General features: G+C 55.7%; 24 protein-coding genes and 1 pseudogene. 9 read left to right on the forward strand and 16 right to left on the reverse strand.

The features are described from left to right. Positions 1–85: 85 nt before the first annotated feature. Both GS632_RS14980 and GS632_RS14985 read right to left on the reverse strand, forming a co-directional pair. Positions 86–697, reverse strand: coding sequence for a hypothetical protein (locus tag GS632_RS14980; protein WP_171620782.1), 612 nt, complete (start codon positions 695–697; stop codon positions 86–88). A gap of 285 nt (positions 698–982) precedes the next feature. After that, positions 983–1945, reverse strand: a complete 963-nt coding sequence (locus tag GS632_RS14985; RefSeq protein WP_171176390.1) for a LysR family transcriptional regulator — start codon at positions 1943–1945, stop codon at positions 983–985. Positions 1946–2073: 128 nt separating this feature from the next. Between GS632_RS14985 and GS632_RS14990 the strand changes: the two genes are divergently transcribed. The 7 genes from GS632_RS14990 to GS632_RS15020 all read left to right on the forward strand — a co-directional run bounded on the left by GS632_RS14990 (position 2074) and on the right by GS632_RS15020 (position 9674). Further along, positions 2074–3081: a TAXI family TRAP transporter solute-binding subunit gene (locus tag GS632_RS14990; RefSeq protein WP_171176388.1), complete on the forward strand. Its 1008-nt coding sequence runs from the start codon at positions 2074–2076 to the stop codon at positions 3079–3081. An 81-nt stretch (positions 3082–3162) separates the two neighbouring features. Next, positions 3163–5376, forward strand: coding sequence for a TRAP transporter fused permease subunit (locus tag GS632_RS14995; RefSeq protein ID WP_171176386.1), 2214 nt, complete (start codon positions 3163–3165; stop codon positions 5374–5376). A 4-nt stretch (positions 5377–5380) separates the two neighbouring features. Further along, a complete protein-coding gene (locus GS632_RS15000; protein WP_171176383.1) occupies positions 5381–6619 on the forward strand; it encodes an FAD-binding oxidoreductase in 1239 nt (412 codons plus the stop codon). Between the two features lie 27 nt (positions 6620–6646). Then, complete coding sequence (locus GS632_RS15005) at positions 6647–7387, forward strand: aspartate/glutamate racemase family protein (protein WP_171176381.1); 741 nt, start codon at positions 6647–6649, stop codon at positions 7385–7387. A gap of 38 nt (positions 7388–7425) precedes the next feature. Continuing rightward, positions 7426–8154 (forward strand): hypothetical protein, encoded by a 729-nt coding sequence (locus GS632_RS15010; protein ID WP_171176379.1) that lies wholly within the window; start codon positions 7426–7428, stop codon positions 8152–8154. Positions 8155–8215: 61 nt separating this feature from the next. Further along, positions 8216–9202, forward strand: a complete 987-nt coding sequence (locus tag GS632_RS15015; RefSeq protein ID WP_245223162.1) for a D-cysteine desulfhydrase family protein — start codon at positions 8216–8218, stop codon at positions 9200–9202. Between the two features lie 127 nt (positions 9203–9329). Then, positions 9330–9674 carry a RidA family protein gene (locus GS632_RS15020; protein WP_171176377.1) on the forward strand — a complete coding sequence of 115 codons (345 nt, stop codon included), beginning with the start codon at positions 9330–9332 and terminating at the stop codon, positions 9672–9674. A 195-nt stretch (positions 9675–9869) separates the two neighbouring features. Here GS632_RS15020 and GS632_RS15025 read toward each other — a convergent pair whose 3' ends face one another. Then, positions 9870–10778 carry a LysR substrate-binding domain-containing protein gene (locus GS632_RS15025; protein WP_171176375.1) on the reverse strand — a complete coding sequence of 303 codons (909 nt, stop codon included), beginning with the start codon at positions 10776–10778 and terminating at the stop codon, positions 9870–9872. Between the two features lie 92 nt (positions 10779–10870). Here GS632_RS15025 and GS632_RS15030 point away from each other — a divergent pair, with 92 nt between their 5' ends. Beyond that, positions 10871–12391 carry a trimethylamine methyltransferase family protein gene (locus GS632_RS15030; RefSeq protein ID WP_171176373.1) on the forward strand — a complete coding sequence of 507 codons (1521 nt, stop codon included), beginning with the start codon at positions 10871–10873 and terminating at the stop codon, positions 12389–12391. A 63-nt stretch (positions 12392–12454) separates the two neighbouring features. Further along, positions 12455–13258: pseudogene (locus GS632_RS15035) on the forward strand (IS5 family transposase). Positions 13259–13267: 9 nt separating this feature from the next. Here GS632_RS15035 and GS632_RS15040 read toward each other — a convergent pair. The 13 genes from GS632_RS15040 to GS632_RS15100 form a co-directional block, all read right to left on the reverse strand. Continuing rightward, positions 13268–13963, reverse strand: coding sequence for an RraA family protein (locus tag GS632_RS15040; protein ID WP_171176371.1), 696 nt, complete (start codon positions 13961–13963; stop codon positions 13268–13270). Beyond that, positions 13960–14655, reverse strand: a complete 696-nt coding sequence (locus GS632_RS15045; RefSeq protein ID WP_171176369.1) for an alpha/beta fold hydrolase — start codon at positions 14653–14655, stop codon at positions 13960–13962. Before GS632_RS15045 ends, GS632_RS15040 begins: the two co-directional genes overlap by 4 nt. Next, positions 14652–15776: a cobalamin-independent methionine synthase II family protein gene (locus GS632_RS15050; RefSeq protein WP_171176367.1), complete on the reverse strand. Its 1125-nt coding sequence runs from the start codon at positions 15774–15776 to the stop codon at positions 14652–14654. The genes GS632_RS15045 and GS632_RS15050 overlap by 4 nt, the downstream gene beginning before the upstream one ends. Before the next feature lie 102 nt (positions 15777–15878). Further along, complete coding sequence (locus GS632_RS15055) at positions 15879–16841, reverse strand: cupin (protein WP_171176365.1); 963 nt, start codon at positions 16839–16841, stop codon at positions 15879–15881. Positions 16842–16991: 150 nt separating this feature from the next. Further along, the gene (locus tag GS632_RS15060; protein WP_171176363.1) at positions 16992–17966 is read right to left on the reverse strand and encodes an ester cyclase; all 975 of its coding nucleotides are present in this window, start codon (positions 17964–17966) and stop codon (positions 16992–16994) included. Continuing rightward, on the reverse strand, positions 17963–18982 hold the full coding sequence (locus GS632_RS15065) for a LacI family DNA-binding transcriptional regulator (RefSeq protein WP_171721277.1): 1020 nt from the start codon (positions 18980–18982) through the stop codon (positions 17963–17965). Before GS632_RS15065 ends, GS632_RS15060 begins: the two co-directional genes overlap by 4 nt. Next, positions 18982–19749 (reverse strand): SDR family NAD(P)-dependent oxidoreductase, encoded by a 768-nt coding sequence (locus GS632_RS15070; protein WP_171176359.1) that lies wholly within the window; start codon positions 19747–19749, stop codon positions 18982–18984. Before GS632_RS15070 ends, GS632_RS15065 begins: the two co-directional genes overlap by 1 nt. Before the next feature lies 1 nt (position 19750). After that, complete coding sequence (locus GS632_RS15075; protein ID WP_245223163.1) at positions 19751–20815, reverse strand: ester cyclase; 1065 nt, start codon at positions 20813–20815, stop codon at positions 19751–19753. 78 nt (positions 20816–20893) lie between these two features. Beyond that, positions 20894–22234 (reverse strand): histidinol dehydrogenase, encoded by a 1341-nt coding sequence (gene hisD / locus GS632_RS15080; protein ID WP_171721276.1) that lies wholly within the window; start codon positions 22232–22234, stop codon positions 20894–20896. Positions 22235–22245: 11 nt separating this feature from the next. Next, on the reverse strand, positions 22246–22776 hold the full coding sequence (locus GS632_RS15085; protein WP_171721275.1) for an ester cyclase: 531 nt from the start codon (positions 22774–22776) through the stop codon (positions 22246–22248). A 132-nt stretch (positions 22777–22908) separates the two neighbouring features. Beyond that, on the reverse strand, positions 22909–23931 hold the full coding sequence (locus GS632_RS15090; protein ID WP_171176354.1) for an ester cyclase: 1023 nt from the start codon (positions 23929–23931) through the stop codon (positions 22909–22911). 2 nt (positions 23932–23933) lie between these two features. Then, on the reverse strand, positions 23934–24815 hold the full coding sequence (locus GS632_RS15095) for a carbohydrate ABC transporter permease (RefSeq protein ID WP_170575797.1): 882 nt from the start codon (positions 24813–24815) through the stop codon (positions 23934–23936). Between the two features lie 9 nt (positions 24816–24824). Continuing rightward, complete coding sequence (locus tag GS632_RS15100; RefSeq protein WP_171176352.1) at positions 24825–25856, reverse strand: carbohydrate ABC transporter permease; 1032 nt, start codon at positions 25854–25856, stop codon at positions 24825–24827. Positions 25857–25904 lie beyond the last annotated feature (48 nt).

A 25904-nucleotide genomic window follows, 5' to 3' on the forward strand; every position in this document is an offset into this window, starting at 1 on the left:
AGACCCTTTCGGTTTACATATGAAAAGGCCTTTAAGCGCCCCGACCGGTGACGCTGTGCCGCCATTGTGAAGTGAACTTACTTACCTATTGGGTGGTCAGGTTCGTACTTGAAAAACTGAGAGCCAACATTAAAAGCGAAACGGCACCCAACCACGCTGCAATTACACGGAAAGAAATTCCAACCCACGGCCGTGTAAAGTGCTTCCCGACTAAAAAGCAAATACCCACAAGATACAGCAAACCTAAGTTGGCACCGATCATCGAACCGGACATCGTGAACACCCTGTCTTGGGATGGGCCATCGTCCGGCACCGAAGCATCACCGATCAAAAATGCACCCAGCCCGATCACTAAGGTTGCAAGAAGCGTAGGTTTTCCGGGAAAAAGTGCAGCCGTTGAACAAGCCAAAAAGGCCATTGCAAACATCATTGAATCGATTTCAGCAAAGCCAATCGCGAAAATGAGGCCAGCTAGGCTGGTGACAAAAAAGCTTACAAGAAGAAATCTCGCATGTGCTGGTTTGAACCCGCCAGCAAGCAAACGCAGGCCAATCATCAGCAGGGCTTGCGGTGGCGTTGAAAAGGGGTGGATTATTCCAACGTAAAACCCCTCGATACCCGGCAGGGAACTATGTGCCGACGCCGGATCGGCCACCAACACCAATGGGACAGATGCAAGGGGTTTGGGGTCGTTCATCCTCAGGCGACACCCGTGAGAAACGCAATCCCGGCAAAAGCAATCAGACCACCCGCGCCGCAAAACCACCACCATACCCATCGCCGGAGTGGGCGTACGCGGCAAATGTAGTAAGAAAGTATACCAAAGAAATAGCAAGAAGGCTGTGCACGATACGAGTAGGGAAAACAATTACCCCTTTGAAAAGGGGCCCTTCATTATTGGTAAGCTACGTATTCGAATGATTAAACGTGAGATGATCCAAGCGTTGTCTAAGCGTATGCCGCCCCGCGCAGTTAGGCACTACTATGCCTCCCCCTCTGTTCTGACAATACTGGTGCTGGGATTGGCAGACACATCCTCAAGCATCGCAAGGACTTCAGATTTCCAGCCCGCTTTGATGTTCAGGGCCAACTGTGAAGGAGGGCGGTGTACTGGCTCTAATATCGCGTATTCATACCTAAGTGGGCTTTCGATGGGCAGAAACACGACCTTTCCGCCAGACAGCTGCAATTCCCGTTCGGTTGCAACGGTCAGAGGATCCACGATTGTGCAACACTGCCCCGAACTTACGAAGGGGATCAGGGGTAAAAAGTACTGACAGGTCACCGTCGAGTTATACTGAGCAGAGGCCCCTTGGAACTGTGCCCTTATTTTGCGCTGAAACGGGTGCGTCTCATGAAGACCACCCATTGGAACCCCGTCGAGATCGGAGACCGAGATGCGATCACGTACGGCAAGCGGGTTTTCTCGGTCAATGGCACAGAAACAATCCGCCATAATCAATTCGACGGAATACTGCGGCCCTTTACCGTTGGAATGTTCGAAATCCGCAAAGCCAAAATCGATATTCTGTGTTCCCGCAAGCTCGATAATTTGCGGTGAGCTGCGCGTTGACAAAGTGATTTTAATGTCAGGGTTTTCACCAACTGACTGGCTAATAAACCGCGGAAACAAAAAGGCAGAAGGACCGGGCATGGTTGCAATATTCAGGCTGCCTGAATGCCCTTTAATAAGCCCCTCCATTGTGTTGGAGATCGCAGCTAGACGGTCCAAGATACCAGTCGTCTCAGCAAGCAAATAATGCGCTTCGGGGACCGGCACCAACCGCCGCCCTTTACGCTCAAACAATGTCAAACCCAGAGTTTTTTCCAGGTTCTTCAGTGCCAAGCTGATCGCTGGTTGGGTGCGGTTCAGCTTTCTGGCCGTCTGAGCGATGGAGCCTGTTTCCATAACTTCGCGAAAGACTGTGAGCTGTGTCAGGTTCATAACTCATATATAAGCTAAACTTTAGTTTTGTGAAATATAACAAATTTGTATTAATGAAATTTGTCTTTACGCTCTCAGGATCGAGGTTCGGGAAAACCGAATCCCACGATCCAACAACGGAGACGACTATGAAACTAGTGAAATGTCTGACGGGTCTGGCTTTGGCTGGTGCGCTGGCCGCACCGGCGCTGGCGCAGGATCCGACCTTTTTCCGCATCGGCACCGGTGGAGCTGGTGGAACCTATTTCCCCATCGGTGGCACCATTGCGAACGGTATCTCGGCCCCTCCGGGCTCGCGTCCTTGCGAAGAGGGTGGCCAATGCGGCGTACCAGGACTCATCGCGATTGCACAATCGACAACTGCGTCTGTCTTTAACAATGCTGCCGTACAGAATGGCGAGCTTGAGGCCGGTCTTGCCGCAGCCGACGTGACCCGCTCGATGTATCTTGGCGAAGGCAAATTTGAAGGCAAACCCCACCCCAACCTGCGCATCGTCGCAAACCTGTTCCCCGAAGACCTGCATCTGGTGCTTCCAGCCGGTGAGACGATCAACGATCTGAGCGATCTGGAAGGAAAACGCGTTGGTATTGCGCAGGCCGGTTCTGGTACGCAGGTTGCAGTTTTGCAGATGTTGGACGCCTGGGGCGTCAACCGCGACAACATGGAAGAAGCCGAGCTGAACAACAGCCAAAGCGCCGAGCGTCTGGCAGATGGTCAGTTGGACGCCTATTTCTACGCTGCAGGTTGGCCTGTTGCCGCGATGGTGCAGTTGTCTTCGACCAAAGGCATGAACCTGTATTCCTTCAGCGACGAAGATCTGGCGAAGATCAACGAGATCATCCCAGCCTATATCCCGTCCGCCATCCCTGGCGGCGTTTATGAAGGAATCGACGCAGAAACCAAGACCCCTGCGGTCAGCGCGATGCTTGTGGTGTCCTCTGAGTTGTCGGAAGACCTAGTTTATCAGTTGACCAAAGCTTTGTGGAACGACAACACCCGCAAACTGCTGGACAATGGCCATGCAAAAGGCAAGCAGATCACGCCTGACACGGCGCTGGACGGTGTCGAAGCCTTGGGTGTTCCGCTGCATCCGGGTGCCGAGAAATTCTATAAAGAAGCCGGTCTGCTTCAGTAAACGAACCCAATTGAAACCTGTCGCTGGTGCCCCTTATGCGGGGCACCGCACTCTGGAAATTTGCGAAATCGGGGGGCCATCATGTCCGAGACCCAGAAACTTGATGACCACGAACTGACGGCCGAGGAACTGGCGGCCATCGAAGAACAGTTCGATGAAGGTGCTGCCGTCCGGCAAGTCACGCCCACCACAGGCAAGGTGCTGCGCGTTGTCGCCCTGATCTTTGCGTTTTATGAATTTTTTACTGCCGGATTTGGCCTGCCCGCCGACCATTGGCATATGGGTATCTATTTGGCGCTGCTGTTCATTCTTGTCTACGCCACGATCCCGATTGTCGGGGCCAAGAGCCTATATGCCCTTAAGGTCAGCCGGTTCCGCATTGGGAATATCCCCCTCTATGACCTGGTTTTCATGGCGCTTGGCATCACGGCCGCGTTGTATGTTGGTCTTGCCTGGCGCGGCATCCCGTTTCTGGGAATCGAGGAACAGACCTTCCGAATGGGCAATCCCAACGGATATGATGTGTTTCTTGGCGTCATCATCATCCTGCTGGTGCTGGATATAGCCCGCCGCACGTTAGGGTGGGTGCTTCCGCTGATCATCTGTGTCTTTATCTCATACGCCCTGCTGGGGCCGTACTTCCCCGGGTTGTTGCAACATCCCGGCGTGAACTTCAAAACCTTCGTTTCGTCGATGTACTTCCCGCAAGAGGGTATCTACGGGGTCACTCTGTGGGTTGTTTCAACCATCGTCTTTCATTTTGTCCTGTTTGGCGTCATCGCCCAGCGCACCGGATTGGGACAATTGTTCATCGACAACGCTACAATTTTGGCGGGCCGCTATACAGGCGGTCCGGCAAAAGTGTCGGTGGTGTCCTCGGCCTTCTTCGGCACGATCTCGGGGTCTTCGGTGGCCAACACCGTATCAACCGGCGCGCTGACAATTCCCAACATGAAGCGCCTAGGATACCCCGGCCACTTTGCCGGGGGTGTCGAGGCCGCGTCTTCGGCTGGTGGACAAATCACCCCACCGATCATGGGGGCCGCCGCCTTCATCATGGCCGAATTTCTTGAAGTTCCTTATACCACAATCGTCATCGCGGCGATCTTCCCGGCCATCCTCCACTACGTAGGCGTCTTTGCCGTGGTGCATCTGATGGCACGCAAACTGAACCTACAGGGCCTTGCCAAGGAACAACTGCCGCAACTCAAAGCCGTCTGGGCCGAAGGTTGGGCCAATATCGTGCCTCTGATTGGACTGCTTGTCGTATTGTTCACTGGCTACACGCCGTTCATGTCAGCTTTCTGCGGAATCTCACTTGCGGTCATCGCAGGCATGTCGCGGCTCAGGCAACCTCCAACCTTGATTTACGCGGCAGCCTTTTTGGCCTTTGTGCTTTGGAAATTCTCGGACGGCGGATTCGACCTGAACATGACCCTGATCTTATGTGGGCTTTCAGCAGTCGCAACGTTGAACCCCCAGAAACGCATCGAAGTACCTGAAATGCTGCAAGCGGTCGAACTGGGCGTAAAATACTCACTGGCCGTGGGTGCTGCGGCGGCCGCGGTTGGCATTGTTGTCGGTGTGATCAACACCACCGGCATCGGCTTCCGCATCGGATTCATGGTGACGCAGGGCGCGGGGAATCTGGCGGCTGATCTTTACAACATGATCTCGTTCGGCAGCTTCCAGTTGTTTGCCATGGAAGACCTTCAGCTGTTTATCTCGCTTGTTTTCATAGCCGTGGTGTGCATCCTGATGGGTGCAGGCATTCCCACCACTGCACTATACATCATGCTGGTCTCTGTAGCACAGCCAGCACTGGCGCAGTTGGGCGTTCCACCCATCGCAAGTCATCTGTTCGTGTTGTACTATGGTGTTGTGTCCGAGATCACACCTCCGGTCTGCACCTCAGCCTACGCGGCAGCGGCCATTGCGAACTCCAACCCATTCCGAACCGGTTTGTCCGCCTTTACCCTTGGGCTGGGCAAGGTGATCGCGCCAATGGCTTTTGTCTACGCTCCGGTGCTGTTGTTTGTATCCTCAACCGGTTTTGATCTGTGGGAGTTCACGTACACTGCGGCCAGCTGTATCGCCGGTGTCATCGCCCTGTCCGCAGCTGTGGTCGGTTACTGGCTGAAGTCATTGAACATAGCGTCGCGTATTTTGATGGCGATCGCGGGGGTGATCTTCGTCGCGCCAAGCCTGACAGCGGACCTGATCGCGTTGGCAGTGGCCTCGCCAGTCATCATCACCCAATTGATCGCGCGCAATCGCACCCATTCTCCGGCCTGACAGGATGACACAACAAGTTACCATCATAGGCGCTGGCATCGTCGGAATTTGTTGCGCGCTGTCGTTGCAAGAGCGGGGCATACCGGTCCGTCTTGTAGACCGGGGTGAGCCAGGCCAGGAAACATCATTTGGCAATGCAGGCGTGGTGTCACCCTGGTCGATAATTCCTCAGGCAGTTCCTGGAATTTGGAAGAAACTGCCACAAATGCTGTTGGATCCGAAAAGTGCGCTGTCGGTACGGGCGTCATTCTGGCCGAAGATGATACCTTGGGGGATGCGCTTTCTGGGAAAATCCGGCGAAAAAACCGTTCGTGAAGTCTCGGATGCGATGGAGCTTTTGTGCCGTCCATCCATCGATTTGTACCGTCGGCATCTGCACGGCACCGGGCATGAAGATTTAATTGCCGACAGTTATTACATCCACGCTTTCCGCAATTCTGATCAGGCCAGCCTGGACGAGCTTGGTTATCGGATCCGCCGAGAAAAAGGCGGGGAATTGGAGCGTGTCGACAGCGCCGAGTTGCGGCGCCTGGAACCTGCGCTTTCAAAAGCGTTCAAGGCCGCAATTGTGATCAAAGGCCAGGCGCGCGCGATCTCTCCGGGACGCTTGGGCACTGTGCTTGCAGAAAAAGCGCGCGCGCAAGGGGCCGAATTCGTGCGAACCGAAGTCGCCAAGCTGACACAAGCCGAAGGAGGCAATTGGCAGCTTGATACTTCGCAAGGCAAAATACATGCACATCATGTCGTTCTTGCCGCCGGGGTATGGTCTGCCGACCTGCTGAAGCCATTAGGACTTCCCGTACCACTTGTGGCTGAACGGGGTTACCATGTTGAATTCCCTAACCCCTCTGCGGTGCTGAACAATTCGGTCATGGACGTGGATGCAAAGATCGTCGCAAGCTCGATGCAAGGTGGATTGAGAGTTGCTGGTACAGCCGAGTTCGCAAGCGTCGATGCTCCAGCCAATCCACGAAAAGAAAAGATTCTGACCGAGCAAGCCAAAGCATTGGTGCCGGAGCTTAATACAGGCGAACCGCAGTTTTGGATGGGCCGTCGCCCCTCTTTTCCCGACAGCCTGCCTGCGATTGGGCCGCTGAAGGGCAAAGACGGTTTATTTGCCGCGTTTGGACACTCTCACTACGGCCTGATGATGGCGCCGAAGACTGGGGAACTTGTGGCAGACCTTGTGTCTGATCGCAGCCCAAATATCGATTTGGCCCCATTTTCGCTGGACCGTTTCTAAATCTCCAATTCGAAAGGACCTGAGCACATGCCAATCTACAATGGCGGTCAAAACATTTGCGGGGCTTCGATCGGGGTTTTGTGCCTTGAAAGTTATTTCCCCAAACCCCCAGGACACATCAAGAATCCGTCCAGCCTTCCGTTTCCGGTGCTCTACGAAATGATAAGCGGGATCACCGTCCCTACCCTTCTAAACAACCCAACGCCTGAGTTGCTGGCTCCATTTATTGAGGGCGCAAAACGCCTTGAAGCCGAAGGTGTTCGGGCCATCACCGGAAGCTGCGGTTTTCTGGCGTTGTTCCAAAAAGAACTGGCCGCGGCTGTTTCTGTACCTGTCTTTGCATCCAGTCTTATTCAGGTGCCTCTGGCCTTTCATATGACCGGAGCAAGTGCTCCAGTGGGCGTGCTGACTGCAGACGCTTCAGCGCTGACAGCGAAGCACTTCGAAGGTGTCGGAGCAGCTACCATCCCCGTTGCAGTGCAAGGTTTAGAAGACACCAATGAATTCGCAGAGGTGATCTTACGGAACACGCGGACACGCATGGACACCGACCTGATCGAGGCCGAAGTTCTGGAAGCTGCGCGAAAGCTCATACAACGTGCACCTGATATTCGGTCGCTGGTTTTGGAATGTACCGATTTGCCGCCATATGCCGCGCTCCTTCAGGAAGAGCTGCGTCTTCCAGTCTTCGATTTGACGACATTGGCACAGATGGCGCATACCGTTGCCACGCGCAAAACTTATGGAGGCCTCATGCCTTGGGCGTAAAAGCGCCTGCAGTATCATGAGGGACAACGGGGAAATCAGTGTCCGTTGACTATTCTATCTTGATGGTCGCCATAGGCCTTGGTGCTATGATGCAGGTCGGTGTCGGCATCGGATTTAGCATCATTGCCGGGCCACCGATGATGATCCTTCTTGGAACGGCAACAGCAGTTCCGATACTGCTACTTTTGAACACTGTCGTTTCAGCGGTCGCAACAGACCAACGGGTGCTGAAGAGCGACAAACAGACAATTCGCACGGCAATCATTGGTTGCCTCGTCGGAGTGGTGTCAGGCCTCTCGATCTACCCCTGGCTAAGCGAAGCGTTTGTCCTTGTTCTGACGGCCAGCCTTTTGCTGATTGGGCTTCTTACGACTTTGCTGCCCGTTCGTTGCTCAATTGGTACAGCAGGATTTTCAACCGTTTCCGGTTTGTCAGGGGTGGCAACCGTTTGGGCGGCGACGCCCGGCCCGCTAATGGTTTTCGGATTGATTGCGAAAGGCCATTCCGCCAAAGAGGTTGCAAAACTGGTGCAACCCATTGCGCTGGTGGCGTACGGTATCGCTTTTGTTTTACACTGCCTGACAGAGACTCAGATGCTCAGTTTTGGCCCGCAACTTTGGGGTTTTATCGCGCTCACACTGACAGGCAGCCTGCTTGGTCGCACTGTAGGCCCCCACTTACCGCAGACACTGGTCACGACTGCCATCCGCGTGATTTCCTTTATCGCCTGCGGTGTTCTTTTTCATCGCGCATTGACGATCGCGTAACTTCGAAGGTCAAACCATGATGCAAAAAAACATTCTGGACAGGTTCCCTAGAGCCCAACTCATGTCTGGCCCTACACCCTTGGAGCGGTTGGACAGGCTGTCTTTAGAACTGGGTATAGACCTATGGTTGAAACGTGATGATCTGACAGGTCTTGGATTTGGCGGAAATAAAACGCGGCAACTTGAATTCTACTTTGGCGATGCTGTTCGACAAGGCGCCGACACTATTCTGATCACTGGCGCTGTTCAGTCTAACTTTGTTCGATCTGCGGCAGCTGCGGCTGCCAAATTGGGCATGCAATCCGTGCTGCAGCTGGAAGAGCGTGTACCAGATATGGGTAAGGAGTATTACAGGTCCGGGAATGTGTTGCTTGCAAAGATTTTAGGTGCGGAACACTTGAGCTTTCCCGAGGGCGAAAACGAAGTTGGTGCCGACGCTGCGTTACACGCGCGGGCCGAAGAACTGAGAGTGCAAGGACGCAAACCCTATGTCATTCATCTGGGTTTACAACATCCACCTTTAGGTGCCTTGGGCTACGTCGCTGCCGGACAAGAATTGTGCCAGCAGATGTCGAATGTTGACGCGGTCGTCGTCCCTTCAGGTAGCGGCGCAACACACGCTGGTATATTGGCAGGCCTCGCGCTGGAAAAGAATGCCTGTTCTGTGTTTGGGGTTTGCGTTCGCCGAAATCAACACAAGCAAAAAACCCGAATGAACACTGTCCTGCAGAAACTAGCGGATTTGCTGGAAATCGACGCTGGGCCCTTGCAAGACAAGGTCACCGTTCTGGACGAGGTGTTATCCCCTGGCTACGGCAGACTAAGCGAAGTGACCCGTGCAGCCTTGGAAAAGATGGCGCGCACCGAAGGAATATTCCTTGACCCCGTTTATTCCGCAAAAACATTTGCGGGGTTATTGCACCTGCTGAGTAAAGGAGACATTCAGCCCAGGCAAACGGTTGTTTTGCTGCATACAGGGGGGCTACCTGCGCTCTTCGGATACCAAAACGAACTGGCAGACAACATGGAATCAAGCCAACCAAATTAGTCTCAATAGCCTGCCGACTTGCGCGGCAGATTTATTGTTGCTGAACGCGATTGACCTCAACGGCCATCTGCTGTTTGGCGTCGACAAGCACTCAACTCAAGCTTCCTCAACTGGAAAGACATAAGAAATGACCATTACTCGGATCGAAACCGCCCAGCGCATGAGCCGGATCGTTAAACACAACGGCGTCGCCTATCTTTGCGGGCAAACCTCGGACGCAGCTACTGTCGCTGAACAAACACGCGACATCTTGGCCAAGATTGAAGACCTGTTGACCAAAGCAGGCAGCGACAAGAGTCGTATTTTGAGATGCGAGATTTGGCTGGCCGACATGGCAGACTTTGCTGAGATGAATGCTGTTTGGGACGCTTGGGTGCCCGAAGGTCACGCTCCTGCCCGCGCCTGCGGAGAGTCCAAACTCGCCCGCAGCGTCTTGAAGGTGGAAATGATTGTGACCGCAGCCTACGACTGAACCGAAACCCAGGGGTGTAGACGAGATCAGCTATACGTTTTGACGGCATGGCAGCATACGTCCCTGGCTATCCAACAAACGTCAAAGCAGCCGCACAGTTTGGCCAATCCAAGAACCGCGGGTCAGTCCGAGTGTGATCTCCAATCCAAACCTTTAGGATGAATGTATTGACGTAAACTCCGGCATGCCCGCCGGTCAGATGGGTTGCCGGTTTTTCAGCACCCAGTCACGAACGGTTTCCGCTTTGGGCGTCAACGACCCGATCTTGGACCAAACCAGATAAAACCCGTTTCCAGTTTTCCAGGCCCATTCGGGACGCCCCGCCAACAAGCCCTTTCTCACGAAAGGATCGACAAGGTGGTGCCGACCGAAGGCAAACCCCTCGCCCGCAATGGCGGCCTGCAACACAAGAGCGTAATCATTCAGTCTCAGCCCGCCACTTGGCGGCATGTCCTTAACACCAAATTCGTGAAACCACTGCTGCCAGGATGGTCGTTCGCGGATCGGTTCCTCCAAGTGAATCAAACGTTGGCTCAGTAACCCCGGTACGTTTTTCAGGTTTACGGCCGCAGCCATCACGCGGGGCGCGGCGACCGGGTATATCACTTCTTCGGCAATTAAAGCGCATTCGCATTCCGGCCAAGATCCATTGCCACGACGGATGGCCAAACTAATCGTCTCAACACTAAGATCGGATTCCCGATCACTCGATTGCAGACGCAAGTCGATTTCAGGGTGATTTTGCTGGAACGAACCAAGGCGCGGCAAAAGCCAGTAATTGTTGAAGGCAGACGATGCGCTGAGGGTGACATGGTCGCTGCTTGCGAATTGTCGGATCGATGCTGCGGATTGTTCCAATTGGGTAAACGCCCGGGTCACATCTGAAAACAAACGGCTTCCAGCATTGGTGAGAGTGATCTTTCGGTGGCTACGCTCAAAGAGCACAACACCCAATGACACCTCCAATTGTTTGATTGTCATGCTCACTGCAGGTTGCTGAACATTTAGTTCCTGCGCGGCATTCGTGAAGGATTCCGTTCTGGCCGCCGCTTCGAAATATACCAGATGACGCGGTGAAGAAAAATGAGACCAGAGGTTTTGCATAAGCTCCACTTATCCAAATCATATATTATTTCAAGCGTCACAAAGGCGGATTCGAAAGCTATTTTCTAGGTACTTGCTTAAAGAGGGGTCCAATGGCTCGTAGGTCACGCACATCAAGGGCACGAAACGCCGTGCAAACCGGCGCTGCTCCGTCTCCCTTCATTCGCCGAACACTGCCTCATTACGACGTGTTGGACGAGGATCAGATCGCCCGGCTAGAGGAGCAGGTGGATTGGATATTGCAAGATGTCGGCATCGCCTTTCGCGACGACCCAGAGGCGCTGGAACTTTGGAAGCGCGAAGGTGCAACCGTCAACAAAGACATCGTGCGCGCGCCGTCCGATTGGATACGCAATCTCTGTGCCAAGGCTCCACGCGAATTCACCCAACTGGCGCGAAATCCTGAACGGTCCGTTCAGATTGGCGGGATGAGCCAGGTTTTTGCTCCGATTTACGGCGCGCCCTTTGTACGCGACGTTGAGGGCGGGCGCCGGTATGGCGATCTTGAGTCATTCGAAAAGCTGGTCAAGCTGACCTATATGCATCCAAACCTGCATCATGGCGGTTTTGTCACCTGCGAACCCTGTGACGTTCCGGTCAGCAAACGGCACCTCGATATGCTGTTCGCGCACATGACCCTCAGCGACAAGCCGCATCTTGGCGCCATTACCGAGATGAGCCGCGCACAGGATAGCGTCGAGATGGCCGAGATCGTTTTTGGGGCCGACGTGATGGCAGAAAACTGCGTCATAATGGGTAACGTGAACACGAACTCACCGCTCTTGGTGGACCGGGTGGTAACAGAGTCGGCCCGCGTCTATTCGACCCGCGGTCAGGGTTTGATTGTAGTGCCCTTCATCCTGTCCGGTGCCATGGGGCCGGTCTCGACGGCCGCATCCGTGGCCCAGGCCATGGCCGAGGCGATGATGGTCTGTGCCTACGTGCAATTGCTGCGCCCGGGTGCGCCTTTCGTACTAGGAAATTTCCTTTCATCAATGTCGCTGAAATCCGGTGCACCGACCTTTGGCATGCCCGAACCGGTGATTTCCAACTATGCGATCGGCCAGTTGGCGCGCCGTGCCGGACTACCACTGCGTTGCGGCGGATCGCTGACCGCCTCGAAGATCGAAGATGCGCAGGCCGCCTACGAATCCGCAGATTCTATGCATTCCACAATGCTGGCCGGAGCGAACTTTGTACTGCACTCCGCGGGCTGGCTTGAGGGCGGGCTGTGCACCGGCTTTGAAAAGTTGATCATGGATGCCGATCGACTGGGATCTTACCAGAAGGTGCTGGGTCAGGGTCTGAACACCAGTGACGAAGCCTTGGCCCGCGACGCCTATGACGAGGTTGAAGCCGGAGGTCACTTCCTGGGCTGTGCCCACACCATGCGTAACTATCAAACGGCATTTTATGAGCCGAAACTCAGCGACAGTGAGAATGTCGAAAGCTGGGAAGAAGGTGGCTCGAAAGACATGCGTCATCGCGCTTATGAGCGCTGGAACCAGATGCTAAACGAATACGAACCGCCCGCGATGGATGAGGCCAAAAAAGAAGAGTTGGCCGCCTATGTTGCGCGCCGTAAAGAGGAAATCCCAGATGCATGGTATTAGGCTCAGGACCCGTTGATTTCCGTTTGGCTGCGTGATTCATCGCGTTCAAAACAAGCGGTGAACATATCTGATCTTTTCTGGTTGAGCGACGAGCAAATGGCGCGTCTGGCGCCGTTCTACCCAGAGTCTCATGACAAACCTCGCGTTGATGACAGGCGTGCCTTGAGTGGGATTATCCTCGTCAACCGCAGCGGGTTACGTTCGCGCAATGAACCCAGGAAATATGGACCACACAGTTGAAGGGGACCGCGGCCCCAAGGGGGCCGCGAAAGCCCTGGAAACGCTCTACAATCGTTGGAAGCGGTGGAGTGACAAAGGTATCTTTGCCCGGATTTTGGTTGGCTTGGCTGCCAACCACGGCGAAGAAAAGACGGTCATGATCGATGCTAAACACCTGAAAGTCCATCGCACAGCTTCCAGTCTTGCCGTGAAAAAGAGGCCCTGGACTTCTGATCGGGCGCACCAAGAGCGGCATGAACATAAAGTTGGATGCAGTTTGTGATAGTCAGGGACGCCTTTTGAACCTGTTCTTCACTGCTGGTCAGGTCAGCGACTACATTTGTGCTAGGGCATTTGTCAGCAGTCTGCCAAATGTCGAATAGTTGCAGGTTGATCGCGGCTATGATGCCGATTGGTTCAGAGAAGGGCTAAAAATCCAAGGGATACGCGTGTGTATCCCAGGACGCAAACAGCGCAAAACAACCGTCCGATACGACATGCGCCGCTACAAACGCGCAATCGGATTGAGATCATGTTTGGCAGATTGAATTGAAGGACTGGGGGCGTGTCGCGACGCGGTACGACAGGTGTCTCACAGTCTTCCTCTCAGCCATCACTCTCGCCGGTATGGTCATCTATTGGCTATGAGTTCTGCCCCTAAGTCCGAGAGGCTTCGAACGCCGTCCATGCTTTTTCAAAAGTGTCGAAATCGAACCCTGTTGCGCGGGCGGGTTCAAGGATCAGTTTTTCGGTTTCAAGCAGCTTGATGATCGCCTGCTCTAGATCGTCCACCACTTCGGGTGGGACAACAAGGGCACCATGCCGGTCGGCATGCACAAGGTCTCCATCTTTGATCACAAGGCCGTAGATTGTCACCGGTGTGCCAACTTCTTTCACGTGCACGAATCCGTGGCTTGGCCCGACAGACCCGGCAACTACCGGAAATCCATCCGGCAGGTCGCCGAGGTCTCGCATCACGCCGTTGGTCAGGGCGCCGCTGATGCCGAAACCCTTGTGTACGGTCGTATTGATCTCACCCCAATAAGCGCCGATGCAGTTGGGGTAGTCCGTGTCTTCCACAACGGTCACAGATGGGCCACTGCCCGAGGCCATGTGCCGGTAATAGTCCATTCGGCGCGCGCGGATCACGTCGGGGGCCTCGGTCGGCGGATTCACGGCGGCAATCTTAGCGGTGCGGGCATATCCCACCATCGCGCCTGCATCGGGATCAGAGCACAGCATTGTGCCCCGGGTAAAATCATTGAATCCGCGCTTGCCCTGGGCCACTTCGATGGCGTTGCAAACAGTCGGCGTGTCGACCTTTTTCAGCAGGTCCAGCAGGGATTGTTTCATATCAGCTCCAGCCAGCGGGTCAGAGCCGCCGTGGTTTGTTGCGGTTGTTCCAGTGTAGGCAGATGGCCGGCGTTTTCGATAATCTCCAACCGGCTCTGCGGCATCAGATCGTGCATCAACTCATGCCTTGAGACGGGACACAGGGCATCGTCGCGCCCGCACAGAACCAGTGCTGCGCCGGTAAAGTCCCGCAGGGTATTGCTCTGATCGGGGCGATCACGCAGAGCATTGGATTGATTAATGAAAACGCCCGGCCCAAGTCCCATGGCCATATCCATGCACAAATCCAGAATGGCGGCGCGGCGTGGGCCGTCAGTCAGGTAGTTCGGCTTCATCTCTTCGGCCATCACCTTGTGCAGGTTGCCGCGTTCGACGGCATCGATCTGAGGACTGCGCCTCGCCCTGACCTCGTCCATCTCTGCCATCGGGTTGGTGTCCATCAACGCTATACCAGTCACACGATCCGGTGCTTGACGTAGGATTTCCATCGCCACGATGCCGCCCATAGAGAGCCCGGCCATAGCAAATCGTTCAGGCGCATAGGCCAGTACATCGGCGGCCAGCGCTTGTATCGTGTCCTGTCCGCCAATGGGTGCAGACAGGATCGGGTATTTGCCTGACAGCGCGTCAATCTGCGGGGTGAACAACCGCGCATCGCACATCATGCCGGGCAGAAGGATAAGAGGCGTCATTTAACCAATGCAGCCCCTTCAGCAAGCGCACGCAGCTTGGCATAGGCGATATCCGGGTCGACCGCGCCAAAGCCAGCAAAAGTGCCAAAGCCACAATCCGATCCGGCAATCACCCGCTCAGACCCAACAATGTTAGCAAACCGCTCAACACGCTGCGCGATCAGTTCCGGGTGTTCGATAAAGTTGGTCGTGGTGTCGACAACACCGGGCACCAGAACTTTGTCATCGGGAATCTCATCCTTGCTGTCGCGGAACACCGTCCATTCATGCGCATGTCGCGGGTTCGAAGTTTCAAACAGAACATAGCGGGACTTGGTGGACATCAGCGTTGGAAACACCTTGTCCATGCCGATGTCACAGCAATGCGGCCCCTCGTAATTGCCCCAGCAAATATGGACACGCACTTTGTCAGAAGGGACGTTTTGCAGCGCGTGATTCAACGCCTCAACATGCATGTCGGCGATTTTCACGAATTCATTGTCAGAAAGATCATTGAACAGCATATGACGAGACAGCGCAAGGTCAGGACAATCGAGTTGCAAATCCAAACCCGCACCAACGATGGTCTCATATTCTTCCTTCATCGCGTCGGCCAGCGCGACCAGATAAGTCTCACGCGTTGGGTAGTAATCATTCTGCAAAAACAGGGAAATCACCCCAGGGCTGGCGGCATTCATAAAACCGCGCTCAACCCCGTGTTCCGCCATCGCGGCCTTGAGATTATCTATGTCCTTCTGCAATTCGCCCTGCCCCTTCGAGCGCACCTCACCTACGCACATGGGCCGCGCATATTGCGGCGTTCCGCCGTCATCTGCCAAACGCTGCAGAAAACCCGGAAACATCTTGAGGTCCGCCGGCGCGTTGCGTGGGCTGTCACCGGAAAAGCCGGTATAGCGGTCCTTTACATAAGTGGCATATGAGATTTTTGAGGTCTCGCCGTCTGAAACGATATCAATTCCGGCATCGGCCTGTTTGCGCACCGTCTCAGACACTGCGGCGGTCATACAGGCATCGAATGCGGCTTGATCGAACGGTTCCTCTCGCTCGCGTGCGAAGATGAAGTCAACAACCTCCTGACTGCGCGGCAGGCTTCCCACATGGGTGGTTGAAATGCGGGTCATGTATTCATCTCCCTTCAAATCTTGTTCCTGCGCCGGGCCGGAAACCGGGCGCAGGATGTGCTGAGCATGTCCCGATTGATTTCGGGAGACGCAATTTTGGCGTTATGCCCCTGTCCAGGTTGCGCCAGCCGGATCGTCGGTGGCAGTGATACGGTACAGACCCGCTTCGCCGGTCATCGACGGCTCGGCGCTGTAGCTTTCACCGGGCAGAACCAGCGCGGTATCACCGTTGGACAGGGTGGTTTCGACCTCATTGATTTTGATGCGCCAATGACCGCTGGCCGGCATCAGAACCACAGGTTTTTTCGCTATGACCTGTTTACAAACGGCGGAACCGCGTGTCAGGAAATCCACCTCAAAGCCGGGCTTGTCCTTGATCAGACCATTTTCGCCAATCACGACCGCCGGCTTGTCCGCCGCCAACGCCATCAGGTCCCAGTACCGGGCGACATATTTGCCGATCACCGCATCAACGGGAACCTCGGGGTACGCTTTCATCTCTTCCTCGGTTAACAAGGGCATGGGCTGCACGTTGTGCGGCAATTCCTCGCCCTTTTTGCTGTCATAGAGCACCCCGTTATTGCCTAGAACCAAGCCATGGGCCTGCGCGTCCTGAATAACTTGCGGAGCCCAGGTCACACCGCCACCTGCGTCATCGCCGCCCAGCATCGACATGATCATGCCATAGTCCTGGCCGACATTCTCGAACCCACGGAAGATGCCTGTCGGGATGTTGAAGATATCGCCTTCCTCGGCGATAAACTCTCCTGCGGTCCCGTATCGACCCCAGAAGAACCGCCAGCGGCCTTTCGCAACAAAGAAGACCTCGGCTGTGGTGTGGCTGTGCAGCGAGTTGCGGCATTTCGGAGGTTGTCCCGCTGCTCCGATGTTGAACCCGATCTTGTCGGTGATGTGGACGTGCTGATCGGGGCTTTCGCTGACGCCGCCGCCGATGATGGTAAAATTCTCTTTCTGGTCCGAGCCTGGCGTGTGCGCATCGATGAACGCGGTCTTACAAGGTTTCAGCTCGCCATAACGGACGATGCGGCTTTGAATTGTACTCATATCTTTTTCCTTTTGATTTGCGTTTGATCGGATCAAACCAAACCTCCCGGCGGGCGATTGTTCAGCCGCCGGGCGCGCAGGCTGGCGCGATGGGCGTGGAACCGCCGTAACGCCTGCCCGGTATCCAGATTTGAGATACGGTGCGGCATTCTAGAGATCGCCGGTTTTCAGCAGAATCTGTTTCCAGATCGAGGTTTCGTCAAACAGGGTGTATTCCTTGCGCAAACCCCAGGGACCGAATTCGGCCTGGCTGATACCCAGCACAAAAACCTCGGCCCCTGTCGGCACACCAAAGACGCCCCAACCGTCATGCTTGCCGTGCAGCGTCCAACGGATCGCGGCACGCGGGGGCATCATCGGATCGTCGCGGCCAATCTGGTGCTGAACTTTGAATTCTGCGTTCGGGAAAGAGGCGCGCAGGCCCATCCAGAACCGATCCACTGGCCCCCAACTATGCCCCGTGGTACCGCCGGGATATTCCGAAAGGACCGCGCGATCATACTCTGCCTGGATTACACCCATATCGGCATTCATGATCCGGGTCAGGATCTCAGAGTATTTCTGGCCCCACTCATTATCGTTGCCATGGCCTTTATAAGGACCGGGCTGATCGTTTGCGGGCGTGTAGGGCTGAACACAGGCGTCGGGTCCGCCTTCGCGTGCGATCAGGTCGCGGGCATATTCCTTGGGATCCCAACCCATCTGCTGGACGATCGCGCTCTGGTCGCGGATCAGCCATTCGTCGTTGATCTGGTTGTTGATAGCGTGGCAGTCGGCGAGAATGCGATAAACCAGCTTTTTAGCGGTTGCATTGCCATAAACGCCGTCGCCCAAATGTGTTGCCGTGGACAGCAGCCGGTGCGACGACAGCATGCCCTCTTCCGGTGTGCCCGACCAGATCACATCCTCGCCGAGCAACGTACGATCCGGAAACTCGGCAAGAGTCGCCATCGTGGCGGCGATAACCCCTTGATTGCCAACCACAACCGAAGCGGGCGAACGCACCACAATGTCCGGCGCATAATAGTGGTGCAAAGTGGCAATGCCGCGATCTTCCCAAATCTCTTTGGTGATGCCGATGATATAGTCGGGAAAATCTTTGAATTTGGGATCAAATCCCTTCATGTCTTCCATCCTTCAGGTATGCGGGCAGAGCCGCGAACAATTAGCGGTCCGTCAATCTCTAACCGGCGCGGACCGACGTCCGGGCCTTCGATTTTGCTCAGTAAAATGTCCACGGTTTCGGCAACCATACGGTTGGCGGGTTGCCTCACAGTGGTCAGGTCATAGGTGGGCCATGCAGCCACGGCCACGTCATCATATCCAACGACAGAAACATCATTGGGCACGTGCAGCCCCAACTCAAACCTCAGAGTATCCATTACCGCAATCGCCATATGATCATTGGCGACAAACACGGCGTCAGGCGGATCAGAGGCAAACATCTCGAGGGTCGCCTCGCGCGACTTTTCGCTGGAAAAGTCACCAAACCCGCGCGCGTGCAACGCGACGCCCGCTTTGTTCAACGCAGCTAAAAATCCTGCTTCGCGGTCCCGTTGGGTCGAGGCCCCTTCCCAGCCCGCAATGTACCCGATTTTCTTATGACCGCCTGCCAGAAGAAAATCAGCCACCTTACGGCCTCCGGCAATATTGTCAGACGAAACCGCTGACATCCCCGGATCGTCCTGAGCCCGGTTGAACAGCACCACCGGAATACCGGCTGCCTGACACCGATCAGACAGATCAGACGACAATGCAACCGACGCGGCAATGATCCCATCCACTTGGAAATCAAGGATTTCCTCGACCACCTTGTCGATGTTCTGCGCCGAGTTCGATGCCATAAAGACCAGCACGTGATAGCCACGTTCCTGCAGCGCGTTCGTCAGCTTTTCCAGGGCTTCGGGGTAGAACTGGTTGTTCAGATACGCCACGACCAAACCAATGATCCGGCTTTTTCCAGAAACAACTGCGCGGGCCAGTACGTTGGGTCGGTACCCCAGCTCGTCCGCCGCCTTGCGCACTTTCTCAGCTGTTTTCTTCGACGCGGATGCGCCGGGCGTAAACACCCGGCTGACCGCAGATTGACTGACCCCAGCCAAACGGGCAACGTCCAAGGATGTGATCTTTTGCCCAGGCATCAGTCTGCTGTCCACCCACCGTCAATCATCATCGCAGTCCCGGTCACAAGCGCTGAGGCGTCTGAAGCGAGATAGACCACAGCCCCCATGATGTCTTCGATTTCACCGGGGCGACCCAGTTTGATCTTGTCCAAAATCCAGGCGCGTTTGTCCGGGTCATCGAAGGTCGCGCGCGTCAGGTCCGTCAGGATAAAAGTTGGGCAGATCGTGTTGACCCGGATTTTCGCGGGCCCGAACTCTAACGCCATCGCCTTGGAGAACCCTTCAACGGCGAATTTCGACGCGCAGTAAACGGCGCGTTCGCGGCCGCCGACATGGCCCATCTGACTGGAGATATTGATCAACGAACCGGAGCGGCCAGCATCGAGCAGGCCCTTGGCGACGGCCTGGGTCAGGAAATAGGCACCTTTGACATTGACGCCCATCACGGCATCAAAATCTTCCGGCTGCGTGTCCACGGCCTTGCTATGGCGGGCAAGCCCGGCCGAGTTCAGCAGAATATCAAAGGGCCCGCTCTGCGCCACGGCTTCAGAAGTTGCTGCCACGTCCGACACATCCAGTTCCAGAACCTCTGCCAACCACCCCCGAGCCGACATGTCCTTTGCAATTTGCTGCAGCGCGCCAGTACGGCGCGCCGCCAGAGTGACCTCAGCACCATGTTCCGCCAGCGCCACAGCGCAGGCCATGCCGATGCCGGACGAGGCTCCGGCAACCAGCGCGCGCTTGCCGCGTAGTTTGAAACTGGGTGTGCTGGGGAATTGGGGCATATCAGACCTCGCCGACCGGGAACGCAATTGTGCCCGGAACGCGTGCCTTGTTGAACTCACGCAGGCGGGCAAAGACATCTACGCCCAGTTGGCGGTATGCGTCCAGCAGATCGACCATGACCCAGTTCTCGCGGATCAAACCACCTTCGAGCCGCCAGAAATCAAGGCTACGCATGGTGATCCGCTTGCCAGAGGGTGCAATGCCCATCCAGCCATCGTGGGTGACAGTCTGGATCATGTCGGGCCAGCCGGTCACAGCTGCATAGTCGCCATCGCCAAAGAAGTGATAGGTGATTTCATCAACGAATTTACCGCGGTCGGGCATGCCGTTCAGAAAGGGTATCTGGTGCCAGTTGCGGAAGCCCGAGATGCCGCGCCCGGTTCCGATCCCGGCAGGGCCATACCAGTTCATGCGCGGGTGCCAGAACTTTTCCATCTCCATTACTTCGGGCCCACCCTGACTGGGGTGTTTCTTCAGGTGGTTCAGCATGTCGACGATATGGTTGCACGAGGCCTGTGATGTCGCCTCATCCCACGGTCCGGGCACGATCCCGTCCAGTGTCACCGGGCCGGGAATGCAGAACTCCAATCCCAGTGATGGGGCCATCGGCCAGGCCTTCGCCTGCATCATCACTTCGGGAATGTCCCAGAGCGTCTGGATCTCGACAACCTTGCCATTTTCGAAGCGGTAGAATTCGTGGAACCGCATATGGGTCAGGTGCCCGGTCGGCGGGATGTCCAGCCAGGGGGCAACGAAAGTACCAACGTAGTGGCCACCACAGCCGATCCAATCATTGCCATGTTCCGTGGGTCCACCCATCACGATCCAGTCGCGACGTTCCAGATCTGGCATGGATGTCAGCAGCGGCGCATAGCAAGTATCGTAGAGCTCCTGCGGGCCGGTCAGGTCACCGAACGGATGCGGCATGTGGATGACGGCGTCAGGCGCAACCACAGCGCCCAAAGCGGCCCGAACGCCGGTTTCGTCAAAGTTGTACATGGCTTCGCGCAAGGGCGCGATCAGAGCCTTGTGAGTAGAATGTGTGTCCATTGCGACATCTCGCATTGTGTTATCTGCTTCTCTTTCAAAATCCGTAACACCTGGTCGATCCCGGGCGCATGTTCTGTGGCGGTTACCTGGCGGTCACGAAGACGCCTCGGCGGCCTCGCGATAAGCCGCGCCTTCACCGTAGGGCACGTTAATGCCCCCATAACGGCGAACTCGGATGTTGCATTGCTCGGCATGGCCAACAAAGCCCTCCAGCATACACAGGCGCGAGCCGTATTCGCCGATCATCGCCGCAGCCTCGTCAGTGATGACTTTCTGATAGCTGTGCGTTTTCATGAACTTGCCGACCCAGAGCCCACCTGTATAGCGACCGGCTTTTTTGGTTGGCAGGGTGTGGTTGGTGCCGATCACCTTGTCGCCGTTGGCCACGTTGGTGCGTGGCCCAAGGAACAACGCGCCGTAGCAGGTCATGTTTTCCAGGAACCAATCGTCGCGGTCTGTCATCACCTGAACGTGCTCGGACGCGATGTCATCCGCCAATTGCAGCATTTCCTCATAGGTATCGCAGACGATGATCTCGCCATATTCCTCCCAACTGACTTTGGCTGTGCTGGCGGTGGGTAGGATACCGAGGATACGGTCGATTTCGACGAGTGTTTCCTCAGCCAGCTTGCGCGAGTTGGTGATCAGGACACATGGGCTGTTATAACCATGTTCGGCCTGTCCAAGCAGATCAGTCGCGCAGAGCTCGGCATCGGCTGCGGTTTCATCGGCGATGACCATTGTCTCTGTCGGACCCGCGAAAAGGTCAATGCCGACGCGGCCAAACAACTGGCGCTTGGCTTCGGCCACAAAGGCATTGCCTGGTCCCACCAGCATGTGAACAGGGTCGATGGTCTGGGTCCCTATCGCCATTGCGCCAATCGCCTGAATACCGCCCATGACATAGATTTCATGCGCGCCGCCCAGATACATGGCCGCGATCACCGCCGCGTTTGGTTTACCCTGAAAAGGTGGTGTGCATGCGATAATCCTGGGAACGCCCGCAACTTTCGCCGTTGCCACTGACATATGCGCCGAGGCAACCATCGGGAACTTGCCGCCTGGCACGTAGCAGCCCACGGACTGCACCGGGATATTCTTGTGACCCAGGATCACACCGGGCAGAGTTTCAAGCTCGATATCCAACATCGAGTCGCGTTGCGCCTGAGCGAAGTTAATCACCTGCTTCTGAGCGAACTTGATGTCGGCCAGCTCGCGTTCAGTCAACGACGCGATCAGGTCGTCGATCTGCCGTTGGCTCAGGCGGAAACTCTTAGGCGAGTAGTTGTCGAATTTCTCCGACAACTCGCGCACTGCGATGTCACCGCGGATTTCGATATCTTTCAGCGTCGCCTCGACGACGGTACGGGTCTTGGCATCGTCTTCGGCCCGGTCGGCCTCGGGTTTGCCGCGTTTCAGATATTCGATTGCCATTGTCCTAATCCTCAATTGTCGGGGCGGGGCGGAGTTTTCTCTCCCCGGTCAAATGTTTCCCAGCCTTCACCATTGAACAGATCAACGCCAAGCTGTGCGGCGACATGGACAAAATCGACGTTCACCCAGTTGTCGACGATTTTGCCGTCAACGACTTTCCAGAAATCCATGTATCGGATTTCGACCCGCTTGCCGGTCGGGGCGATGCCCAAAAATTCGCCCGAATGCGTCGCCTCCTGTCGGCCGAAGGCCGCAGCCCATTCGCCCATGTAAAGCCGGGCCTCGTCGATGCAGGTCTTGTCTGAGAACGCCGCCTGAAACGGGCGTTGCCAGTTTTCCTGAAACTCTTTCAACCCGGTTTTGGTGCCGCAGCCCTGGTTGCCCAGCCAGCGGAACCCTTCCGAAAAGAACTCGCCTATATCGTCGATGCGGTGGTCGTTCAAACCATCGACCATCCCCTCGATCACGGCGCGGGTCTCGTCGGTTTTGCTCATGTCCGTGTCTTTGGTCAGCACGGCCTGTTCGGGGCGGGAGCCCTTCATGTGTCTCTTCCTTTTTAGGTGCGTGAGGAATCTTCTGATGTGAACCGCGCGGTTAGCGCGCCGACAAAAAATCCCTCGGCATCCGGTTGAGCGCTGGGTGACGCGCAACAAAACTATTTCTTGCAGCCGAGCTCATGCCGCTTCCTTCATATCGCTTAGGGCGGCCATACGGGCGAACACGTCCACACCCAGCTGTCGGTAAAGATCAATCATATCGACCATGACCCAACATTCTTGAACCAGATCATTCTCGATGCGCCAGAAATCTAGACTGCATCGCGTGACCCGACGACCCGTCGGGGCAAGCCCGAGGAACCCGTCTCCGGAGTGAGTGGCGGTGCCAGATGGCCAACCGGTGAAGGCCACCAGATTGCGGTCACCGAAAAACACCCCATCTTCTAAATGGCGCGTATTGTCTGACAGTCCCTGCCGAAAGCCTCTAAAGATTCTGTTCCGAATTCCTGCGTGACCGCGTGCTGTGCCCAACCCGGTTGGGCCAAACCAATAGGCATTGTCGCTCCAATACCCACCAAGACCACGACCCGGGGACGTCGCATCGCCTTGCTTCAGGTCATGCAGCATGTCCCAAACGAGGTGTACTGACGCATCAGTCATCGCCTTGTCATTTGGCGCAGTCACCACGCCCTGCCCATCCGCCGGTCCGGGGCACATCCATTCGACACCCAACTGTGGAGCCATGGGCCAAACGCCAGCCTGAAGCATAACTTGAGGAATGTCCCATAGACCTTCCATCTCGACGACTTGCCCGTCTTCGACGCGCAGATATTCGTGGTAGCGCATGAAAACAGGCTGGCCAGTCGCTGGGATACCCAGCCATTTCGCGTGCAACGTGCCAACAAAGTTACCGCCCAAGCCGACCCAGCTACCACCGGCGGAGCCACCCCAACGCGGGCCTGCCATGACAATGAAATCTCGGCGTTCCAGATCGGGCATAGCAACCAGAAGCGGGCGATAAACACGGCTCCACAGTTCCTGAGGGCCTGTTATTTCGTTGAACGGGTAGCCAAGTCGGATCCTCGCGTTAGGCGCGAAAATCCGCAGGATTTCCTGCTGCATCCTTTGCGGATCGCCGGCCCTAAACGCAGCCCGCAATGGCTGTAAGAGGACCTTGTTCTGATCGTGAATCGTCTCCATGTTCAGCCCTTTACGGCTCCGGCGGTCAAACCGCTGACGATCTGGCGCTGGAAGAACAGGATCAGGACGAACAGCGGGGCAGTCGCCGAAACCACGGCGGCGACCGCATACATGACCTTGCCTTCAACCTGAGTGGTGCCCATGAAACTGTTGATCGCAGGTATGATGGTTTCATTCTCTTCGCTCAGCAGCATCACCGCGACGGTAAAGTCGTTATAGGCCAGCAGGAAACTGAACAGGCCAGTGGTGATCACGCCGGGCCACATGACCGGGACGATCACGTGCCGGAAGGCCTGGAACCGGGTGCAGCCATCGACCATGGCACTTTCGTCCATGTCTTTCGGGATGTTCTTGAAGAATGAATGCAGCATCCACAGCGTGAAAGGCTGATTGATTGCCACAAGCACAATGATGGTCGTTGGCAGAATGCCCCAGACGTTCCACTCGAAGAACCACAGCAGGTAACCAGAGACCAGCGTGATGTGCGGCATAGCGCGGAACACCAGCGCGGCCATAAGGATCCAGAATGCATAGCGAAAGCCGGAACGGGCCAACGCGTAACCGCCCAATGTTCCGAAGGTTAGCGAGATGACTACTGTGAAAAACACCACGATGCCGGTGTTCTTGAAGTTGAACCAGAAGTCTTCTTCAATCCACGCGCCATAGTAACCCGCACCGGTAAATGCGCTGCCGGTTTGCTCGATCGTGTTAGTGCCGCGCAGTGCATTCATCCAATCGGCCTTGGACAGGAAGTCAGCTTGCACCTTGAAGCTGCCCCAAAAGGTCCAGAAAAAGGGAAACGCAGCAATGATCAGCCAAAGGGCCACAAAGCCAAAAGAGAACAGCTTTAGCGGGGTCATGCGGGATTGTGCTTTGGTCGCCATGTCGTGTCCTCAGTGAGATTTACGGGTGAAGTCGCGCCAAGTGCGCACCAGTACCGGCATCATCAGAATGACAACGATGATGATGGTGATCAGCGAGGTCGCTCCAGCCGAGGCATAAAGCGGATTGCCACTTTCGCGCAGGTCGTTGAAGATAATCCAGCTCAGCGAGCGCGCATGGGCCTCGGCTTTGAAGCTGACGATGGGTTCAAAGACACGCAAGTTGTCCATGATCATCATAAGGGTCACAAACGAAACCAACGGCATCAGATGCGGCACGACCACATGGATCATGCTTTGCCATTTGCTGGCACCGTCGATCTGCGCGGCTTCCATCGTGTCTTCGGGCACGGTCTGAAGCCCGGCATAGAATGTAATGAAGCTGAACGGCAGGGTGTGCCAGACACCGTAAACCATCAACATGATCCACATCAGCGGCGTGGACGCCTTCAGGCTTAGGGTTGGATCATTGAAAAGCCGTTGAATTGTTGCTCCGATCACCCCGTCACCGTCGACCATCCAGAACAGGATCAAGGAACCAACCAGTGGGGTTACGAGGAATGGCAAAAGGGAAATGAAGATCGCAAGGCCCTTCAACGCGCGTGGCAGGTTGTTGACCCCAACCGCAATCGCCAGACCCAACACCAAGACCAGAGGCGTCACAATGAAGGTATAGGCCAGCGTGAAGGTCAGAGCGTTGTAAAATGGCAGGTTGTAAACCTTCGACCAGAACTCACCCAGGCTTTCTGAAGTTGCCCATGCCTCCCCAATGTCGGCGAGGGCCAGGTGTGACCTGTCGAAATACGTGCCCAGACCGTTGAAACGGCCCAGCGGTTGTTCTTCCCGCAGCTTCTCGGTCGCTTCGATATCGACTGTCGTTGTCGGGTTGCAACCAAACGGACCGCAACTTTCCGAGACGACCAGAACCTGTTCGTGTTCGACAAAAAGCGACTGGATAAACACCGACACGATCGGCAGCGCGATGAACAAAATCATCGCTGACAATGTCGGCAGAACAAACCAGAAGAAGGTGCGGTGTTTCATGACATGCGTCCCGATTCAAATTCGAGAAAGAGAGGGGGCCGCGACAGC

This window comes from Ruegeria sp. HKCCD7296 (genome assembly GCF_013110775.1).
Taxonomy (GTDB): Bacteria; Pseudomonadota; Alphaproteobacteria; order Rhodobacterales; family Rhodobacteraceae; genus Ruegeria.

Excerpts from the sequence above, each read along its gene's own strand:
- GS632_RS15045 (WP_171176369.1), bottom strand. The coding sequence starts at position 14,655 with ATGACGCCTCTTATCCTTCTGCCCGGCATGATGTGCGATGCGCGGTTG.
- GS632_RS15025 (WP_171176375.1), bottom strand. The coding sequence starts at position 10,778 with ATGCAAAACCTCTGGTCTCATTTTTCTTCACCGCGTCATCTGGTATAT.
- GS632_RS14985 (WP_171176390.1), bottom strand. The coding sequence starts at position 1,945 with ATGAACCTGACACAGCTCACAGTCTTTCGCGAAGTTATGGAAACAGGC.
- GS632_RS15065 (WP_171721277.1), bottom strand. The coding sequence starts at position 18,982 with ATGCCTGGGCAAAAGATCACATCCTTGGACGTTGCCCGTTTGGCTGGG.
- GS632_RS15085 (WP_171721275.1), bottom strand. The coding sequence starts at position 22,776 with ATGAAGGGCTCCCGCCCCGAACAGGCCGTGCTGACCAAAGACACGGAC.
- GS632_RS14990 (WP_171176388.1), top strand. The coding sequence starts at position 2,074 with ATGAAACTAGTGAAATGTCTGACGGGTCTGGCTTTGGCTGGTGCGCTG.
- hisD (WP_171721276.1), bottom strand. The coding sequence starts at position 22,234 with ATGGCAATCGAATATCTGAAACGCGGCAAACCCGAGGCCGACCGGGCC.
- GS632_RS15070 (WP_171176359.1), bottom strand. The coding sequence starts at position 19,749 with ATGCCCCAATTCCCCAGCACACCCAGTTTCAAACTACGCGGCAAGCGC.
- GS632_RS15075 (WP_245223163.1), bottom strand. The coding sequence starts at position 20,815 with ATGCGAGATGTCGCAATGGACACACATTCTACTCACAAGGCTCTGATC.
- GS632_RS15020 (WP_171176377.1), top strand. The coding sequence starts at position 9,330 with ATGACCATTACTCGGATCGAAACCGCCCAGCGCATGAGCCGGATCGTT.
- GS632_RS15100 (WP_171176352.1), bottom strand. The coding sequence starts at position 25,856 with ATGAAACACCGCACCTTCTTCTGGTTTGTTCTGCCGACATTGTCAGCG.
- GS632_RS14980 (WP_171620782.1), bottom strand. The coding sequence starts at position 697 with ATGAACGACCCCAAACCCCTTGCATCTGTCCCATTGGTGTTGGTGGCC.
- GS632_RS14995 (WP_171176386.1), top strand. The coding sequence starts at position 3,163 with ATGTCCGAGACCCAGAAACTTGATGACCACGAACTGACGGCCGAGGAA.
- GS632_RS15015 (WP_245223162.1), top strand. The coding sequence starts at position 8,216 with ATGTCTGGCCCTACACCCTTGGAGCGGTTGGACAGGCTGTCTTTAGAA.
- GS632_RS15005 (WP_171176381.1), top strand. The coding sequence starts at position 6,647 with ATGCCAATCTACAATGGCGGTCAAAACATTTGCGGGGCTTCGATCGGG.
- GS632_RS15030 (WP_171176373.1), top strand. The coding sequence starts at position 10,871 with ATGGCTCGTAGGTCACGCACATCAAGGGCACGAAACGCCGTGCAAACC.
- GS632_RS15090 (WP_171176354.1), bottom strand. The coding sequence starts at position 23,931 with ATGGAGACGATTCACGATCAGAACAAGGTCCTCTTACAGCCATTGCGG.
- GS632_RS15055 (WP_171176365.1), bottom strand. The coding sequence starts at position 16,841 with ATGAGTACAATTCAAAGCCGCATCGTCCGTTATGGCGAGCTGAAACCT.
- GS632_RS15040 (WP_171176371.1), bottom strand. The coding sequence starts at position 13,963 with ATGAAACAATCCCTGCTGGACCTGCTGAAAAAGGTCGACACGCCGACT.
- GS632_RS15000 (WP_171176383.1), top strand. The coding sequence starts at position 5,381 with ATGACACAACAAGTTACCATCATAGGCGCTGGCATCGTCGGAATTTGT.
- GS632_RS15050 (WP_171176367.1), bottom strand. The coding sequence starts at position 15,776 with ATGACCCGCATTTCAACCACCCATGTGGGAAGCCTGCCGCGCAGTCAG.
- GS632_RS15060 (WP_171176363.1), bottom strand. The coding sequence starts at position 17,966 with ATGAAGGGATTTGATCCCAAATTCAAAGATTTTCCCGACTATATCATC.
- GS632_RS15095 (WP_170575797.1), bottom strand. The coding sequence starts at position 24,815 with ATGGCGACCAAAGCACAATCCCGCATGACCCCGCTAAAGCTGTTCTCT.